Genomic DNA, 12,036 nt, shown 5'->3' with positions numbered 1-12,036 from the left:
GATACGCTTAAAAATATCTATGATTGGATGTTTAGTTATGACTTAATCAATGAATGATCAACAAGGTTCGCCATCGCATCCTCAATCTGTCGCTCGGCGATGCAGAGTTGAGATTGTTGCGTGTCTTTGCCTCCGTCGTGCAGCATGGGGGGTTTTCCGCCGCGCAATCATCACTCGGGATGACGCAGGCGACCATCTCCACCCATATGCGCCACCTTGAGGAGCGGCTGGGCTTACGCCTCTGCAGCCGCGGGCGCAGCGGTTTCCTTCTGACCGACGAAGGACGCCTCGTTTATGAGGCGACGCTGGATCTTTTCGGCGCGCTGGAAAAGTTCCAGAGCCGTGTCGGCGAAGCGCAAGGGGAACTGACCGGCAGCCTGACCTTCGGCACTGTCGACGCGATGATTACCAACCGGGATCTCGATCTCCAGGGGGCGCTCGCTGCCTTCCACCGACAGGCGCCGCGTGTGCATCTGGAGATCGACGTCGCCGCGCCGCAGGTGCTGCATCAGGGCCTTCTAAATGGTGGTTATCAGATCGTGCTGATGCCGACGGTCGGCAGCGCGACGCCGCATTTGCGCACGCAGACCGTTTTTTCCGAGGTGCAGAAACTCTATTGCGCGCAGGGTCACCCGCTATTCGACCTGCCCGACGATGCGCTCACCGACGCAGTTCTGGAAGCGCAGTCTTTTGCTGGTCGCACCTACATGCTTACCGAGACGATCTGTGGGGTAAACTTCCACTGGGCGGCGGCCACGCCGCACATGGAGGGCACGCTGCTATTGCTCCTCTCCGGCGCCTATATCGGCTTCTTGCCCGACCACTACGCCGACGAATGGGTACGCAACGGTCGCCTGCGGCTGCTCGCCCCCGAGCGCATGACGTTCGAGGACATGTTCCACATCGCCCATCCCCGCAGCAAGCCCTCGCGTGCCGCCGAGACGCTTGCCCAGGCGATCCTCGCAAGCGCGCGCCCCGGCTAGACTCGATGGCGATTTCGGGGTGATCCTCGACACGCGGATTGGATGTGTCGGACGACTCAATCGTGGTAACGATCTGTTCGGTGAACTGCGGCAACGCCCATAGCGAACCTGAATCAGCCGGCGGCACCTTTCCGCTAGCGCCCTCGGCATGATCATGTACCCGACGCGCAGGGATTGCAGCAGCGTCATGCTGAAGGCGCCGATATAGATGACCTGGCTGGCCTGATCGAGCGCTTTCAGCGGTGGAATCGGACCGCCCCGATAGCCAAACTCGCTGCCCAGATCGTCCTCGATGATCAGCGCCTCGTGGCCGGAATGTCGGACATAATGCAGTCATGCAGGTAATCGGCGAAGGTGTCGCCATTCTGTCGGACAGCGCAACGGTCGCCATGGCGGTGCCAAGAGCAATGGCGGCATCCATCAGTATAACCCCGCACGCAAACTCGACGGCATGCCAGCTTGCTGCATTCGATGAAGGCGGGCGCATTGCCCATAAGCTGACGACGCGCTCTACAGTTCGAGGCTCGGCGTGCCGGCCGGACCGGGCGAGCGAACGTATGACAGAACGCTTTCGCGCGCTATTGCCCGAGCCATGCGGCACAACATGCTTGAGCAGCACTCGAAGCTGACGCTCCGGGGTTTCGATTCCATCTGGCAGGGCAATCACAGACGGCTCACGCCGCATAAGCGGGTAGGACGGGATGCGTTCTCCCGCCCGCCTCAGGCAAATTTCTGATCGATGGCTCGAAAGCCGAAGAGGGCTTTCCTCGTTGTTTGGTATTGGACACGATGTTGTCCACGGCAGGCGCTTCCGTGCCGGGCAAGGTGCGCGATCTCTGATCTGTCAGCCCGTCTTGTGTATCCCCAGCGCGTCCGCGATGGACTTCACGCGTCTGCCAAGCTTGATGTAGAGCTGCACGGCTCTCATGCGGTCTTCGTACGAATACATGAACTATCTCCTGTTAGTCCAAGAATTCGTCCGCACCTCCAGGGGATCAGTTTTTCATTTCGCCCGACACTGCGACTGCGTGAATGTCTTCATATCGTCTTCCTCGGTTCAGTTCGGCTGGCTAACTCCCCGTTCGAACCTCAAGAGCGGGCGAACGCCAGCAACGGTCCTATGTCGTGGTTATCAGCCGCCCGAAGGGCCGCAACATAACGAGCGCGGGTCTCGCCCGCATCCACCAGATCAGCTCTGCCCCAGGTAAAGGGCGGCCGGCCAAGCCGACGTGCCAGCAGATCACCAGCCAGCCGGGAAAATCTGCCGTTCCCGTTTGGAAAGGGATGAATGGCCACGAGCATATGACTGAACCGCACGGCGATCTCGTCGGGTGGAAAAGTTTCCTGTTCGACCCAGTAGCGTACGTCGTCGACCACCTGCCTGACTGCCACTGAGATGCGATAGGCATCGATACCGATATTGCGAGGCGTGGTTCTGTAGTCCCCAGCCCAGTCCCAAACGTCCCCAAACATGCGGCGATGCAGCTCACAAAGAAAAGCCTGGTCGAGCACGTCCCTTTTTCGCGACGTTGCCCACCGCAGGCCCTCGCCGATATTGACTTGCTCGGCCTCATTCAACTCGTGCCGCAAGGTGATGTAGGAAGGGATGAGCCGCTCCCGCTCCTCAGGGGGTAGAGGGGTGTTTGCCTCGTCGTCGTGCTCGAATAGAGGATCTTCAGCCATGGATCTCAATCCTCATCCCAAAGGCGCCGTGCAGCGTCGGTAAGCAGGGATTCCACGAGCCGCCGACGTTCTGCCTCCAGGTCCGACTTAAGCAGCGCCTGATTCTCCAGCCGCATGGTGTGGTCGAGCCTCGTCATATCCTCGCCCACCTTTTCGGCGGCACGCTCGTAAAGGATATCGTCGAGCGGTTTTATCGGCACGAAAGCGTAGACGAACGTGCAGTTCATTGCCGCAGCGGCCTCACGAAGGGTCTTGATTGTTGTCGCTCCGGAAACCTCGGCCTTCTCGATGGCCGGTATGCGAGACGGAGCCGCTCCCATGCGGTGGGCAAGTTGTCGGGTGGTCATACCAAGAGCTTCCCGGATGGCCTTCATCCAACCGCGAGGCGGCGAGATGATTTTGAGTTCTCGCACGGGCGCGAGACGTCTTTCCAACTGTTTTCGCGCGAGCGCGGCTTGCTTTCTGTTCATATATTTATGTCCATAAAGAAGAAAATTATCACAAATAAATGATCATGGTCAGCTTAATAGAACATATAAAGATAATCAATATTCCCATTCTTGATCATATATCCATGAGCAGTGGCCGCAATTTCAACGTGACTCTCTGGTCGCAGTGAACGCTTGCCGGCTTTCCAACCCGACATCAACAGCTGCATGGCGCCTTTTACCGCTGATTATTTCTACGCTACGAGCTCCACCGCCGGCTCGCGGACCGCATCTCGACCTTGCAATGGGATTGGAGGGTCTACACGTCATGCGCGTTTTTCTGATAACGGGCCTGTTGCGTTTCCGATGAAGCGACATTTCCGCCTGCTGACGGCAGCAAACTTTTGAGAGCTGCTTGATTGTGCGGAACCGTTTGGTTCAGATGCTCGACCACCAGTTTCGAGCCGCTGGAACCGCCACCTTCTTAGAACGCGTCGCGAACTCTTCGCGCAGGGATGGTCAGTATGGTCCAATATCAAGACTGGTGCGACTACAACGACGGGGCTCTTGGAAAAGACTACCTCCGGGTCATGACTGCGCACGGGGCCGATGTTGCGCCGTCCAAATGACAGCAAAAGCCCTGCCCGCTCACTACGTCGCCGAGGAACGGATCGCCAGACCGCTTGCAAGGATGGGTAAGAGCAGCGTGGCCAAGATAATCACCGATCTACTGCCGAAGATGCCGCAGATCCGCTCCGGCGACCTTGGTGCGACCGAAGGGATCAATGCCTATAGCGGCTACAAAGCGCCCATGTCGTTTTGCATTTAACCGCAAGACTCCGACAGCAATAGTTTCAACAAGATAGCCTGGCACTAAATTTAAGAGTTGGCAGTTAATTGAGATTGCCCCTTTGGAGACCGGTAACTTCTCGAGGGTCCGGCGGCGCAAAGGGGGGTGGCTTGGGTTTGAATATCGAAGGCACGTTCGGGTCTGGCTGTCGGAATGGTGCCCTGAAGCGATCGCGAAGTCCGCCGTTCAACGCGGTCGTCCGGACCTGCGTGAGCATGTGAGCGCCGTGGAGCGACCATCGCGTCTGCTGCTTCTTGACCATCCGCTTTCCAACAAGCGAATTACCGCCGACTCGGCAAGTGTCGTAGGGACGCGAAGCCCAGCCGGGTAGCGCTTTCCATAGTTGATGATCGCACCGCGGTTGGAACGGATGTAGGTCGGGAGCTGCGAGCCAAGGCTGTGAAGCCGTGCAAACTAGAATTCACCTTCCCGCTGCGACTGCTTGAGACTGACCAGGAGTTGCTCTAGGTCGCGGATCGCCCAATCGACGCGACCGTGCCACAGACGCCACTTCACGGCCGTGACGTCCCTGTCAATGGTAAGCAGTACATCGGCACGGTCAGAGTTGGAGCGGCAGAGGTGATTGGCGATCTGCTGCATCGGCTGGATCTTCATGGCGATGTGGAACAGTCAGATGTGAGCTGTCGGCTTCGGCATCGCCCGGGGCAGGCGCTTGAGGATTTCGGCGCCGTCCGAGATCACGGTGACGTCGCCGAAACCGCGATACCCTTCCTGCCGAAGGGCATGCAAAGTTCGATCCCGGATTGCGGTTTGGTCGGTGCTGCTCGTCGCGAAATAGCGGCCGCTGACATCACCCCGACCGCCGTGGCCGCATCGGGCCACAACGAGCTCGAAGTTTCGCCCTGAATTAGGATCAGCACTTCGGACATGAGCCGTGTCGATGCTGATGACGAATTCCTTGCGTCGGTCACCGGGAAGCTGCATTTCAAGCGAAGCGCGTTCCATCTTCGACAGCGTCACTGTTATCCTGCGCTACATAAAGTCGGTAGATGGACGGGCTTTCGAGGAGTCGGGGCGGCCGGAACGCTGGTGCGGGTCGTTTGCGCCGCCTTATGCGCAGCACTTAGAGCTGGCGGAGGAACTACAGCAAGAGATTTTAGCAGCTTGTTCGGCCAACCAGCGGTCCCGAGGCTTGCAGCTCGCAGGCCGTGGCGTCAACGCGACCTGGAGAGTGCCGTCTTCCGCGACAGGAGTATTCGCGCAGAACAACTGCATCGGCCCGACGCCATCGCTCACCTCGAAGGTCAGCTTGGCGGACCCGTCGAGACGGACGTGTTCGGAAACCTTGCGGACGATGGCCGAGAACTTCCCGGCCGTCATATGGGTCCGCTCGCCCTCCTCGATGTCCCATAGCTGCACGAAAATCTCCGACCAGGCTTCCGGATTTGCCCCGCAATCAAGCGCGGAGAACTGGCCAGCCTTGACCTCGGTCACGTGATAGCCGGGCTTCACGGGCTTTCCGTCATACAGGAAGACCAAGGGCAGGTCCGGTGTCTCTGCGGCTCTGCCGAGCAACTCCCCAAGCGAGATATCGGTTTTGTGGGATTGGCTATTGTCGATCGCGCTCATTTGCGGTTATCCTAAATTTCAATGATTCAAGGATTATTGAAATATGGATGATCGTCAAGCCCTCTCCTCCTTCGCCGCGCTTTCACAGGAAACCCGACTTTCCATCGTGAGGACCCTGGTCATCGCCGGCCCTGAAGGTCTGGCCGCCGGCGCGATTGCCGAACGCATGGGCGTCTCTCCATCAAACGTCTCGTTCCACCTCAAGGAACTCGAACGATCAGGCCTCATCTCCCAACGCCGGGAGTCGCGCTCGATCGTCTATAACGCAAGTTACGACACGCTGGCCGATCTGGTGACTTTCCTGATGGAAGACTGCTGCGCGGGGCATCCCGGCATCCGCGGGTCCGTCGAGCGATCCGCCAGTTGCTGTTCAAGCGAAGCATAGCCCGTCAAGGAACACGTCATTGCATACGATCAAGGTTCCGGCGGGCATCGTCTCCGCTCTCGGTGTCACGCAGATCATCGGCTACGGCACTCTCTACTATTCCTTCAGCATCCTCGCACCCGGAATGGCCAAAGACCTTGGCATCAGCCTGGAGCGGGTCTTCGCCGTCTTCTCGGTCTCGCTGTTCATCGGCGGCCTGTCTGCTCCGTTCATCGGCAGGCACATGGACAAGATCGGTGCGGCAACGGTGATGACGCTGGGGTCGGCCCTTGCGGCGTTAACGCTGGTGCTTTGTGCATGGTCGCCGTCTGTGTCGCTCTTTGTCCTTGCGATTGTCCTGCTCGAAGTGTCCTCCGGGATGGTCCAGTATCAGGCGGCCTTCGCAACACTGGTCGAAAGCGAACCTCGCATGGCGTCCCGCAGCATCACCTATCTGACACTCATCGGCGGCTTTGCCTCCACCATCTTCTGGCCGATCGCCGCGGCACTGACCGGATATCTCACCTGGCGGGAAATCTATCTGGTGTTCGCCGTCCTGAACCTTATCGTCTGCATGCCCCTACACTACTGGATCATGCGTGCCGGAAGGCTGAGTTCCAAAACGGACGAGACAAGAATCCGCGAGGTCGTTGTCGGCGCTCTCGAACCCCAGGCGCGTCGCCGTGGCATGCTGCTGGTCTCCTTTGCCTTCTCTCTTTCGGGCTTCACCCTCGCCGCGATCCTTGCCCACATGGTGCCGATGCTCGGCGCGATCGGACTTGGCAGTGCGGCGGTCGTGATCGGTTCCTTGTTTGGTCCGGCCCAGGTCATGAGCCGCCTGATCAACATGGTCTTCGGAAAGAGCCTGTCGCCGCCCGCGCTTGCGATTGTCTCTGCCGCTCTCATGGTCACTGGCGCGGTAATACTCGGGGTGTCAGGTGATTGGCTGCCAGGTGCGGTGGCTTTCGCCATCTGTCTTGGCCTTGGGTCAGGGATCAACAGCATCGCTCAGGGGAGCTTGCCCCTCTATCTCTTCGGGTCCGCTGGCTACGGCGCGATCACGGGCAAGATGGCTGCGGCAAGGTTGGCGACTGGCGCGGCCGCCCCGTTTGCGTTCGCGGCCGCTATGAACCACTTCGGGACAACCCTCTCGCTTTTCGTGATCGCCGCGCTGGGTACGCTTGGGATCCTGGCGTTCGTCGCTGTCGCCTCATCGGTGCGTCGCGACCGCGTTGCCTGATAATGGAAGAGCGTACATAAGAGTCCGCGGATCATTGCCATGAAAGCCGAGCCTCCGTGAACACTCCGATCAAATCGACGACGTCACGCAGTCATCCGGCCGCTTTCGGCGGCGGCGCCATCATCGGCGCACTCGGCGGGTTGATAGGGCTTGGAGGGGCAGAATTCCGTCTGCCGCTGCTCATCGGCGCATTCAATTTCGCGGCCCTCGAGGCGGTGATCCTGAACAAGGCAATGAGCCTTGTCGTCGTGTCTTGCGCCCTGCCGTTTCGAGCCGGCACGATCCCTTTCAGTCAGATCGCATCGAATTGGCCGATCGTACTGAACCTTCTTGCAGGAAGCCTGATCGGTGCCTGGTTCGGCGCAGGATGGGCCGCACGGTTGAAATCTGAGACCCTCTACAGGGTGATATCCGTTCTTCTTGTCGCAATCGCCGTCGTGCTGGTGCTTGGCCACAGCACCTCGGCGGGTCAACCGCTTCTGACCGGAAACTGGCAGATTGTCGCCGGAATATCCGCCGGCTTCGTGATCGGCATCGTTGCGTCGCTGCTGGGCGTCGCCGGGGGCGAGTTGCTCATTCCGACGTTGGTTCTGCTCTTCGGCGCGGACATCAAGCTCGCCGGTAGCCTCTCACTGGCGGTGAGCCTTCCCACAATGCTGGTGGGCTTTACCCGCTACAGCCGCGACCAGAGCTTTTCGGTTCTGGGTCGCAACAGGGTGTTCGTCCTCATCATGGCCGCGGGATCGGTGGTGGGGACGTTTGTCGGCGGTCTACTCCTCGGCATTGTCCCGAATTCGGTCCTCCTTCCCGCACTCGCCGTGATCTTGTTGCTGTCAGCCGTGAAGGTCTGGCGGCACGGCTGACAGGATTTCTTCCCCAGATCAATTTGACGCGCTTTTCGAGTTCGGCCCCGTGGCCTCAGGCGACGGACCATCCGCCGTCCACCAGCAGGTTCGCGCCGGTGATCAGGCTCGCAGCCGGCGATGCAAGGAAGACTACGGCACCCACCACATCATCGGTTTCCCCGATCCGGCCGAGTGGAATGTGATCGACCGTCGCTTTGCGATTTTCGGCATCGGATAAAAACGGTGCTGTACCATCCGTGTGGATGAATGTCGGCGATACGGTGTTTACGGTGACATTATAGCGTGCCCATTCGGCTGCAAGGCAGCGCGTGAGGTGATTAATTGCCGCCTTGCTCATGCAATAGATTGCCTCACCGCGCAGTGCGACCGTACCGGCCTGTGAGCTAATGCTGATGATCCGGCCACCATTTCGCGCGATCATGTGAAGGCCCACTGCCTGTGTCATCAGGAAGGTGCCCTTGATGTTGACATCGAGTATCTCGTCAAGGTCCTTCTCCTCAACGAGTTCCGCAAGATTGCCCGGGGCCACGCCTACATTGTTGACGAGGACGTCGATCCGACCGAATGCAGAAACCGCCGCGTCGACGGCTTGTGCGATATGGGCCTTGTTGGGAATGTCCAGTTCAACAGGGAGAACCTTTCGTCCCGCGCCCTCGATTTCGGCGATCAGGCCCGCTGACGCTGCGACATCGCGGACCCCCAAGACAATATCTGAGCCTGCTGCAGCACAGGCAAGTGCGCAAGCACGTCCAATGCCACGGCTCGCGCCCGTCACCAAAGTCACCTTGCCCTCAAGGCTGAAATCCGGCGCACTCTTCCGCATCATTGCCTCCCTCGATGAAGCTCAATTATTGCAGCGTCGGCGTGCGGATGCCAGTTGTTCTGCTCATGTCGCGCACGTGAAGTCCGTCCGACGAACGTCATGCTCGTCGAGAACGACCTTGGGGCAGTGGTGCGCGGGCTCTAGGCTTGGCTCGGTGGGGAGATAGAAGCTTCCGGCTCAGTGCGGGCGCGATGCCTGACCGATCTTGGTCTCATTGATGAGTATCGGCCTGGGCGTTTCGATCCATGCTTTCGCCAGACCTATGGAAGGTCGATCTCACCGTTCACCACGTGGTTGAGACCAGTGCCCTCCGCCGTCAGCGTCATGCGCACCTTCAGCTTCTCGCCGCCGAACTGCCCCTCGCGCACGGCCTCTTCGATCTTACGCTGCGAGGTGACACCGACTTCTTTCAGGAACTTGCGGATCGACATGTTGAAGGCGTCTTCGCTCATCGTGGAACTCCTCGGCGTCCGTGAGGGAGCAGCGTGGGCGCTTGTCTATCGCCCGGAATGCGCCGGCATAGCCCGATGGGATGTCAGCCTTGCCTCTCATCCCACGTTAGGAACCGACGCAACAACTTGCGGCTCCGTTGTTATGTTTGGCCTCCTGGATTGGCGGGCAAGGCACGTCGCCAAAGGAACAGAACACACAGCAGTCCCCGGATTTTGGCCGGAGCATCATACCGCATCCATTGCAATCATAGAAAAACTGTCAGGCGCCGGTGGGCATCGTTTCCGTAGCCCGCTGGCCGCAATTGGGACAGGTGAGGGTTGATCGAAGCTGTATGGTCACACTTTGTGCCTCGGCAACGAATGCTTTCAGATGACGCCCGTCATCCATTGCTGAATAGCCTATTGGAAATATCGCCTCGTGCATAGTTTTGCGTCATGATCGCTAGGTCAGTCTTTCGAAAGGCTGCAATGGGCCACCATAAGCAAACAAGGCGTTGGTTCGCTTTGGCCAAACAGCGGCCATTGCGATTGCAAGATGGCCGCTATCGGAACATTGCCGATGGCCTTTGACTAAATCGATCTCAGTGACACCCGCTTCTCCAACACGGCCGCGTGCTCCTTCCGCTCGCTGTAGCGGTCTGTAAGGTGGGCCGAGGCGTCCCGTGTCAGCAGCGTGAACTTCACCAGTTCCTCGCAGACATCCACGACGCGGTCGTAGTAGGACGACGGCTTCATGCGGCCGTCGGCGTCGAACTCCTGGTAGGCCTTGGCGACCGACGACTGGTTCGGGATCGTGATCATCCGCATCCAGCGGCCGAGCACGCGCATCTGGTTCAGGGCGTTGAAGGACTGGCTGCCGCCGGAGACTTCCATGATCGCCAGCGTCTTGCCTTGCGTCGGCCGGATCGATCCCAGCGACAGGGGAATCCAGTCGATCTGGGCCTTCATGATGCCCGTCATCGCGCCGTGGCGCTCGGGGCTAACCCAGACTTGGCCTTCCGACCATTGCGACAGGTCGCGCAGCTCCTGCACTTTCGGATGGCTGACCGGCGCCTCGTCGGGAAGCGGCAGCCCCCTCGGATCGAACATCCGCACCTCGCACCCCAACCGCTCGAGAAGGCGTCTGGCTTCGTGCGCGAGCAGCCGACTGTAGGAAACCTCCCGGAGCGAGCCGTAGAGGATCAGGATGCGCGGCTTGTGCGTCGAGAACGCCGGACGCAACGCGTCGATGTCAGGTTGGCGAAGATGCCGCTCCTGCAAGGCGGGAAAAGTCTCAGACAACGCGCTTGCCCTCCTGATCGAGGACCTGCTCGCCGTCTTCCTTGAAGAAGGCACCCTTGAAGGCATCCGGCAGGATGTCGAGCACCGCCTCGGAGGGTCGCGCAAGCCTGGTGCCGAGTGGCGTGACGACGAACGGACGATTGATGAGGATCGGGTCCTTCAGCATCGCGTCGAGAAGCTGGTCGTCCGTCAGCTTCGGGTCGTCGAGACCCAGTACCGCGTAAGGCGTGCCCTTCTCGCGGATCGCCTGTCGGACGGTCAATCCGGCATCGGAGATCATCCTTGCCAACTCATCGCGCGACGGCGGTGACTTGAGATACTCGATGATATCAGGTTCGATCCCGGCTGCGCGGATCATCTCCAGCGTGTTGCGGGACGTGCCGCAGGCGGGGTTGTGATAGATGGTGGCGTCCATTGTCATGTCCTTTCAGTGATGGTGTTCCGGGAGACAGCGGGAGCTGCCTCGTACCAGCCCTTGGTGCGGTTCACGGCCCAGACGACCGTGAGCATCACGGGAACTTCGATGAGCACGCCGACGACGGTTGCCAGCGCAGCACCTGACTGGAAGCCGAACAGGCTGATGGCCGCGGCAACCGCAAGTTCGAAGAAGTTGCTGGCTCCGATCAGTGCTGAAGGCCCGGCGACGCAATGGCGCTCGCCCGACATCCGGTTCAGGAGATAGGCCAGGCCTGAGTTGAAGTAGACCTGGATCAGGATGGGCACGGCCAGCAGCGCGATGATCGTCGGCTGTGCGATGATCTGCTCGCCCTGGAAGCCAAAGAGGAGAACGAGCGTCGCGAGCAGGGCGAGGAGCGAAAGCGGCCGCAGTTTCGTCAGCATGGTGTCCAGCGCGTTCGCCGTGCCATCGGCGGTCAGTCGCGCTCTCAGGACCTGGGCGATGATGACCGGGACGACGATATAGAGGACCACCGACAGAAGGAGCGTGTCCCACGGTACGGTGATGGCTGACAGCCCAAGCAACAGCCCGACGATCGGCGCGAAGGCGACGACCATGATCGCATCGTTGAGGGCCACCTGAGACAGCGTGAACAGCGGCGCGCCGCGCGTCAGGTTGCTCCAGACGAACACCATCGCGGTACAGGGGGCGGCCGCGAGGATGATGAGGCCGGCGATATAGGAGTCGATCTGGTCGGCCGGCAGATAAGGACGGAACAGCCAGCCCACGAACAGCCAGCCGAGCAGCGCCATGGAGAACGGTTTGATGGCCCAGTTGATGAACAGGGTCACGCCGATGCCACGCCAATACGTGCTGACCTGCGCCAACGAGCGGAAGTCGATCTTGATGAGCATCGGGATGATCATCAGCCAGATCAGGATGGCGACGGGCAGGTTCACCTTCGCGACCTCCGCCGCGCCGATGACCTGGAAAACGCCGGGCATCAAATGACCGAGGGCGACGCCGACGACGATACAAAGGAAGACCCAGATGGTGAGGTAGCGTTCGAAGGTAGACAT

General features: G+C 59.9%; 16 protein-coding genes. 5 read left to right on the top strand and 11 right to left on the bottom strand.

Annotated features, from left to right (window positions below):
• The first annotated feature begins 53 nt into the window (after positions 1-53).
• On the top strand, positions 54-983 hold the full coding sequence (locus IB262_RS32165) for a LysR family transcriptional regulator (RefSeq protein WP_192494326.1): 930 nt from the start codon (positions 54-56) through the stop codon (positions 981-983).
• Positions 984-2,072: 1,089 nt separating this feature from the next.
• On the opposite strand, the gene IB262_RS32160 is transcribed toward IB262_RS32165, so the two are convergent.
• Positions 2,073-2,666: a mobile mystery protein B gene (locus IB262_RS32160; protein WP_090297719.1), complete on the bottom strand. Its 594-nt coding sequence runs from the start codon at positions 2,664-2,666 to the stop codon at positions 2,073-2,075.
• Between the two features lie 5 nt (positions 2,667-2,671).
• Positions 2,672-3,136: a mobile mystery protein A gene (locus IB262_RS32155; RefSeq protein WP_034798540.1), complete on the bottom strand. Its 465-nt coding sequence runs from the start codon at positions 3,134-3,136 to the stop codon at positions 2,672-2,674.
• A gap of 583 nt (positions 3,137-3,719) precedes the next feature.
• Here IB262_RS32155 and IB262_RS32150 point away from each other — a divergent pair.
• Positions 3,720-3,923 (top strand): hypothetical protein, encoded by a 204-nt coding sequence (locus tag IB262_RS32150; protein ID WP_176960320.1) that lies wholly within the window; start codon positions 3,720-3,722, stop codon positions 3,921-3,923.
• 435 nt (positions 3,924-4,358) lie between these two features.
• Here the strand turns inward: IB262_RS32150 and IB262_RS32145 are convergent, their stop codons facing one another.
• From IB262_RS32145 to IB262_RS32135, 3 genes are all read right to left on the bottom strand, one after another.
• Positions 4,359-4,544 carry a hypothetical protein gene (locus IB262_RS32145; RefSeq protein WP_192439276.1) on the bottom strand — a complete coding sequence of 62 codons (186 nt, stop codon included), beginning with the start codon at positions 4,542-4,544 and terminating at the stop codon, positions 4,359-4,361.
• A gap of 30 nt (positions 4,545-4,574) precedes the next feature.
• Complete coding sequence (locus IB262_RS32140; RefSeq protein ID WP_192439275.1) at positions 4,575-4,925, bottom strand: hypothetical protein; 351 nt, start codon at positions 4,923-4,925, stop codon at positions 4,575-4,577.
• A 90-nt stretch (positions 4,926-5,015) separates the two neighbouring features.
• A complete protein-coding gene (locus IB262_RS32135; RefSeq protein ID WP_192439274.1) occupies positions 5,016-5,534 on the bottom strand; it encodes a DUF6428 family protein in 519 nt (172 codons plus the stop codon).
• 43 nt (positions 5,535-5,577) lie between these two features.
• Between IB262_RS32135 and IB262_RS32130 the strand changes: the two genes are divergently transcribed.
• The 3 genes from IB262_RS32130 to IB262_RS32120 are packed head-to-tail and all read left to right on the top strand — an operon-like array spanning position 5,578 to position 8,001.
• The gene (locus tag IB262_RS32130) at positions 5,578-5,919 is read left to right on the top strand and encodes a metalloregulator ArsR/SmtB family transcription factor (protein ID WP_060520391.1); all 342 of its coding nucleotides are present in this window, start codon (positions 5,578-5,580) and stop codon (positions 5,917-5,919) included.
• A gap of 28 nt (positions 5,920-5,947) precedes the next feature.
• Positions 5,948-7,138 (top strand): arsenite efflux MFS transporter ArsK, encoded by a 1,191-nt coding sequence (gene arsK / locus IB262_RS32125; RefSeq protein ID WP_192439338.1) that lies wholly within the window; start codon positions 5,948-5,950, stop codon positions 7,136-7,138.
• Positions 7,139-7,194: 56 nt separating this feature from the next.
• Positions 7,195-8,001, top strand: a complete 807-nt coding sequence (locus IB262_RS32120) for a sulfite exporter TauE/SafE family protein (protein WP_348646947.1) — start codon at positions 7,195-7,197, stop codon at positions 7,999-8,001.
• Between the two features lie 55 nt (positions 8,002-8,056).
• Here the strand turns inward: IB262_RS32120 and IB262_RS32115 are convergent, their stop codons facing one another.
• From IB262_RS32115 to arsB, 6 genes are all read right to left on the bottom strand, one after another.
• Positions 8,057-8,827, bottom strand: a complete 771-nt coding sequence (locus IB262_RS32115) for a glucose 1-dehydrogenase (RefSeq protein WP_034801598.1) — start codon at positions 8,825-8,827, stop codon at positions 8,057-8,059.
• Between the two features lie 260 nt (positions 8,828-9,087).
• On the bottom strand, positions 9,088-9,279 hold the full coding sequence (locus IB262_RS32110) for a DUF6494 family protein (protein ID WP_090297658.1): 192 nt from the start codon (positions 9,277-9,279) through the stop codon (positions 9,088-9,090).
• 106 nt (positions 9,280-9,385) lie between these two features.
• Positions 9,386-9,613, bottom strand: coding sequence for a GDCCVxC domain-containing (seleno)protein (locus tag IB262_RS36165; RefSeq protein WP_113188648.1), 228 nt, complete (start codon positions 9,611-9,613; stop codon positions 9,386-9,388).
• Between the two features lie 236 nt (positions 9,614-9,849).
• Positions 9,850-10,578: an arsenical resistance protein ArsH gene (gene arsH / locus IB262_RS32105; protein WP_309142301.1), complete on the bottom strand. Its 729-nt coding sequence runs from the start codon at positions 10,576-10,578 to the stop codon at positions 9,850-9,852.
• Positions 10,553-10,975, bottom strand: coding sequence for an arsenate reductase (glutaredoxin) (arsC, locus tag IB262_RS32100; RefSeq protein WP_192358601.1), 423 nt, complete (start codon positions 10,973-10,975; stop codon positions 10,553-10,555). The genes arsH and arsC overlap by 26 nt, the downstream gene beginning before the upstream one ends.
• Positions 10,976-10,977: 2 nt before the next feature.
• A complete protein-coding gene (arsB, locus tag IB262_RS32095; RefSeq protein ID WP_192494325.1) occupies positions 10,978-12,036 on the bottom strand; it encodes an ACR3 family arsenite efflux transporter in 1,059 nt (352 codons plus the stop codon).

The sequence above is a fragment of the Ensifer sp. ENS02 genome, from assembly GCF_014851885.1.
GTDB lineage: Bacteria > Pseudomonadota > Alphaproteobacteria > Rhizobiales > Rhizobiaceae > Ensifer > Ensifer adhaerens.
Note: the sequence above shows the minus strand (reverse complement) of the source record. Positions and strands in the feature narration are given on the sequence as shown.

Bases quoted from the DNA above. Each gene is read 5' to 3' on its own strand.
- arsB (WP_192494325.1), bottom strand. From the start codon at position 12,036: ATGTCTACCTTCGAACGCTACCTCACCATCTGGGTCTTCCTTTGTATC.
- IB262_RS32130 (WP_060520391.1), top strand. From the start codon at position 5,578: ATGGATGATCGTCAAGCCCTCTCCTCCTTCGCCGCGCTTTCACAGGAA.
- IB262_RS32155 (WP_034798540.1), bottom strand. From the start codon at position 3,136: ATGAACAGAAAGCAAGCCGCGCTCGCGCGAAAACAGTTGGAAAGACGT.
- IB262_RS32110 (WP_090297658.1), bottom strand. From the start codon at position 9,279: ATGAGCGAAGACGCCTTCAACATGTCGATCCGCAAGTTCCTGAAAGAA.
- arsC (WP_192358601.1), bottom strand. From the start codon at position 10,975: ATGGACGCCACCATCTATCACAACCCCGCCTGCGGCACGTCCCGCAAC.
- IB262_RS32135 (WP_192439274.1), bottom strand. From the start codon at position 5,534: ATGAGCGCGATCGACAATAGCCAATCCCACAAAACCGATATCTCGCTT.
- IB262_RS32165 (WP_192494326.1), top strand. From the start codon at position 54: ATGATCAACAAGGTTCGCCATCGCATCCTCAATCTGTCGCTCGGCGAT.
- IB262_RS32160 (WP_090297719.1), bottom strand. From the start codon at position 2,666: ATGGCTGAAGATCCTCTATTCGAGCACGACGACGAGGCAAACACCCCT.
- IB262_RS32150 (WP_176960320.1), top strand. From the start codon at position 3,720: ATGACAGCAAAAGCCCTGCCCGCTCACTACGTCGCCGAGGAACGGATC.
- IB262_RS32115 (WP_034801598.1), bottom strand. From the start codon at position 8,827: ATGCGGAAGAGTGCGCCGGATTTCAGCCTTGAGGGCAAGGTGACTTTG.
- IB262_RS32145 (WP_192439276.1), bottom strand. From the start codon at position 4,544: ATGCAGCAGATCGCCAATCACCTCTGCCGCTCCAACTCTGACCGTGCC.